The sequence below is a fragment of the Pantoea sp. UBA5923 genome, assembly GCF_002431095.1.
Classification (GTDB): Bacteria; Pseudomonadota; Gammaproteobacteria; order Enterobacterales; family Enterobacteriaceae; genus Pantoea; species Pantoea piersonii.
The window spans coordinates 40,862-45,154 of sequence record NZ_DJDN01000009.1 but is presented as its reverse complement, the minus strand read 5'-3'; the positions used below and the strand labels follow the sequence as shown (position 1 = coordinate 45,154).

4 protein-coding genes are annotated in these 4,293 nt (G+C 62.4%); all 4 read left to right on the top strand.

The annotated features are described in order from the left end of the window. Positions 1-62 precede the first annotated feature (62 nt). Positions 63-1,694, top strand: a complete 1,632-nt coding sequence (locus tag B3797_RS01225; protein WP_414693020.1) for a TIGR04028 family ABC transporter substrate-binding protein — start codon at positions 63-65, stop codon at positions 1,692-1,694. A gap of 13 nt (positions 1,695-1,707) precedes the next feature. After that, on the top strand, positions 1,708-2,652 hold the full coding sequence (locus B3797_RS01220) for an ABC transporter permease (protein ID WP_311790163.1): 945 nt from the start codon (positions 1,708-1,710) through the stop codon (positions 2,650-2,652). Continuing rightward, complete coding sequence (locus B3797_RS01215; RefSeq protein WP_311790162.1) at positions 2,649-3,503, top strand: ABC transporter permease; 855 nt, start codon at positions 2,649-2,651, stop codon at positions 3,501-3,503. The genes B3797_RS01220 and B3797_RS01215 overlap by 4 nt, the downstream gene beginning before the upstream one ends. Next, the coding region (locus tag B3797_RS01210; RefSeq protein WP_311790161.1) for an ABC transporter ATP-binding protein at positions 3,500-4,293 on the top strand (794 nt) is incomplete at its 3' end. The genes B3797_RS01215 and B3797_RS01210, both read left to right, overlap by 4 nt.

Below are 4,293 nucleotides of genomic sequence, written 5' to 3'. Positions count from 1 at the left end.
GCCTTGCGTCGGGTCCGATGATGAATTCCGCCTCTGAGGCAACTGATAACAAAGGAATTCATATGATGCGATTTCATTTTTCGCCGCTGCCGCGCGCACTGGCATTTGCTCTGCTTGCAGGGAGTTTCACGGTTCACGCGGCGGAGACGCCGGTTAAAGGCGGCACGCTTATCTACCTTGAGCAGCAGGCGCACACCACGCTTTATCCGCCCGCCGGCGGTTTCTATCCCAACGGCGGCATCCTTAATCAGATCACCGATAAGCTCACCTGGCAAAATCCTGAGACGCTACAGGTCGAGCCGTGGATTGCGGAGAGCTGGAGCAGCAATGCAGATAACACCGAATACACCTTTAAAATTCGCCCTGGCGTGACCTTTTCTGACGGCACGCCGCTCGATGCCAGTGCAGTCGCGAAAAACTTCGACACCTACGGGCTGGGAAATAAAGCACAACGCCTGCCGGTATCCGAGGTGATTAATAACTATGACCACAGCGAAGTTATCGATCCGCTGACGGTGAAGTTTTATTTTAAAAAACCGTCACCCGGATTTTTACAGGGCACCGCGACCATCGGCTCCGGCTTAGTCTCGCTCAGTACGCTGGCGCGTAATTTCGACCAGCTTGGCGACGCGCGCCATATTATCGGCTCCGGCCCCTTTGTGGTCAGCGACGAAAAGCTGGGCCGCGAGGTCGATCTGACCGCGCGTAAGGATTATCAGTGGGGGCCGAAAAATGCGCAGCAGCAAGGCCCTGCCAACCTTGACGGCATAAAAGTTATCGTCACGCCGGAAGACAGCGTGCGCATCGGCGCCTTGCTGGCAGGCCAGGCAGACGTGATCCGCCAGGTGCAGGCTTATGATGAGAAACAGGCGAAGGACCAGCAGTTTCCTCTTTACGCGGCACCGACGCGCGGCGTGAACGACAGCATCAGCTTCCGCCCCGACAATCCGCTGGTAAGCGATCTGCGTGTGCGACAGGCGCTGCTGCACGCCACCAATGCGAAACAGGTGGTCGATACCCTTTTCTCCCCCGCCTATCCGCAGGCGAAATCGGTCATTGCCGCGAGCGCGGCGGGCTTCGTTGACCTCAGCGATAAATTAACATTCGACCCGGAACAGGCGAAAAAGCTGCTGGACGACGCGGGCTGGAAAACGGGTGCCGACGGCATTCGCATAAAAGAGGGCAAGCCGCTGGCGCTGACGGTTTATGAATCGCTGCCGCAGCCGCAAAACAAAGAGGTATTGCAGCTAATCGCCCAGCAGTGGCGTCAGGTTGGCGTCGCGCTGACGGTTAAAGCGGGCGACGCCGGCAGCAAAACCCTCGACAGCCTCGATCCGCTGAAGACGCCGCTTACCGTCTCGGAAGTGGGCCGCGCCGATCCGGATGTAGTGAAAAGTCAGTTCTATCCCGCCAACCGCGACGCGCTGCTGCAAAAAGGCGGCTCCAGCGACAAAGTCAGGAACTTCCGCGACGACAGGCTGAATAACCTGCTGCTGGCTATCTCCGCCGAGGTCGATCCGGCGAAACGCCTGCAGCTGACTGGCGACGTGCAGCGCTATCTGCTGGATAACGCCTATGTCATCCCGATCTTCGAGGAGCCGCAGGTCTTCGCTGGCGCGCCCTGGCTGAAAGGCCTGCGCTTCGAAGCGGTCGGCCGCCCGGCGTTCTACGGCGCCTGGCTGGAAAAACATTAAGGCGGGGTGAACGATGAGACGCTATCTGCTGCATCGGTTGAGTAGCGGCCTGCTGGTGTTATGGGCGGCCTTTACCCTCTCTTTTGTCCTGCTGCAGGTGTTGCCCGGCGACGCGGTGCTGATCAAATTTCAGAACCCCGACCTTGGGCTAAGCCCGCAGCAGATAGCGGAGATGCGCCTCGCCTACGGCGCGGACAGTCCGCTATGGCGGCAATATCTGCATACGCTGTTTGCCATGCTTCACGGCGATTTTGGCTTTTCGGTGCAGGCGGGCGTGGCAGTCAGCGCGCAGCTTGCCGACAGCCTGCCGGGCACGCTGCGTCTGGCGCTGTGCGGTTTTCTGCTGGCGACGCTGCTCGCCTTCGGGCTGGCGGCGCTCTCCCGTCTGCCCGCGCTGCGCAGAGTGCGGTCGCTGTTACAGTCGGTGCCCGCGCTTTTTATCTCGATACCGACTTTCTGGCTCGGCATTGCGCTGATTCAGATCTTCTCTTTCCAGCTGCGCTGGATCCCGATAATCAATCCTTCGCCCTGGCAGGGCTTGCTGCTGCCGATCGTGACGGTGGCGGTACCGATCTCCGCACCGCTGGCGCAGATCCTGCTGCGCAGCATTGATGAGGTCTCTACCCAGCCCTTTGTGGCGGTGGCACGCGCCAAAGGCGCAAGCGAAAGCCGCGTGCTGTGGCGTCATGTGCTGCGCAACGCCATGCTGCCGGTGCTGACCATCGCCGGGCTGCTGCTGGGCGAACTGATCGCTGGCGCGCTAATCACCGAAACCGTATTCGGCCTCGGCGGTCTCGGCCAGCTGACGCAGCAGGCGGTCAATAACCAGGATGTCGCGGTTCTTCAGGCCGTGGTGATGATCTCCGCGCTCGGCTTTGTGGCGATCAACTTGCTGGTCGATCTGCTGATGCCGCAGTTCGATCCGCGTTTGCAACCTGTTTCCGGAGGTGCCCTGTGAGCCTTGTTGATTATGCCTCTGCGCGGCGCGCCACGCCGACCGCCGCACGTCGGGCGCTGCGCATTCAGCCGGACCTGTGGCTGGCATGGCTGGTTTTACTGCTGGCAGCAGGCGCGGCGATCGCGCCGACGCTCTTTACCCACTACAGCGCCACTGAAGGCATCCCCGGCGCGCAGCGCCTGGCACCGCAGGCGGGACACTGGCTCGGCACCGACCAGCTGGGACGCGATCTCTGGGCGCGTATGGTTTACGGCGCCTCGGCGTCCCTCTCCGCCGCGACCATCGCGGTGGCAATGGGGCTGACGGCGGGCAGTGCGCTCGGCGTGCTGGCGGGCGCGACTGGCGGTAGAACCGAGGCGCTGATCATGCGCGCCGTCGATGTCCTGCTCTCTATTCCTTCGCTGCTGCTGTCGCTCAGCGTATTGATCCTGCTCGGCTTCGGCACGCTGCACGCCGCGCTGGCGGTGGGCGCGGCGTCGATCGCCAGCTTCGCGCGGCTGACGCGCGGCGAAGTCGTGCGTATCCGCCACAGCGACTACGTTGAAGCGGCCTTCGGCAGCGGCGGCACCTTTTTCGCTGTGCTGCGCCGCCATATTGTCCCCAATGCGCTGACGCCCGCGATTGCCTTCGCCGCGCTGCAGTTCGGCCAGGCAATTCTGGCGCTCTCGACGCTCAGTTTTCTCGGCTATGGCACGCCGCCACCCGCGCCTGAATGGGGACTGCTGATCGCCGAAGGGCGTAATTATCTCTCTACCGCATGGTGGCTGACCACGTTCCCCGGCCTGCTGGTGATCGCCGTGGTGCTCGCCGCCAGTCGCATCAGCGTTCAGATTGCAGGAGGTCGCCGATGAGCACACCCCTACCGCTGCTGGCGGTTAAACATCTCAGCCTGAGCTATCGCAGCGGGCATCAATGGCGTCAGGTGGTACACGACGTCAGCTTCGAACTTCAGGCCGGTGAAATGGTGGCGCTGGTAGGCGAATCAGGCTCCGGTAAAACCACCACCGCGCAGGCGATTATCGGACTGATGGCGGAAAATGCCCGCCGCGACAGCGGAGAGATCCGCCTGAACGGCGAAGATATTGCCGACTGGTCGCAAAAACGCCTCGACCGACTGCGCGGCGTGCGCATCAGCCTGGTGCCGCAGGATCCTGGCAACTCTCTTAATCCGGTAAAAACCGTTGGCGCGCAGGTCGAGGAGATCCTGCGCCTGCATACTGCGCTCAACGGTGAAGAGCGCCAGCGTCGCGTGGTGGAACTGCTGACCCGCGTCGGCCTCAGCCATCCCGAACAGCGGGCGCTTCAGTATCCGCACCAGCTATCGGGCGGCATGAAACAGCGCGTGCTGATTGCTATCGCGCTGGCGCTCAGCCCCGATCTTATTATTGCCGACGAACCCACCAGCGCCCTCGACGTCACGGTGCAGAAGCGCATCCTCGATCTGCTCGACGCGCTGCGCCGCGACTCCGGCACCGCCGTGTTGTTCGTCACCCACGATCTGGCGTTAGCCGCCGAGCGCGCAGACCGCATTATGGTGTTCCGCCATGGCGAGATTCAGGAGTCGGCGCCTGCCGCGCAGCTGGTTGGCGCGCCGCAGCACGTCTATACCCGCCAGCTGCTGCGGGATGCCGCGCCGCATCT

Excerpts from the sequence above, each read along its gene's own strand:
- B3797_RS01220 (WP_311790163.1), top strand. The coding sequence starts at position 1,708 with ATGAGACGCTATCTGCTGCATCGGTTGAGTAGCGGCCTGCTGGTGTTA.
- B3797_RS01225 (WP_414693020.1), top strand. The coding sequence starts at position 63 with ATGATGCGATTTCATTTTTCGCCGCTGCCGCGCGCACTGGCATTTGCT.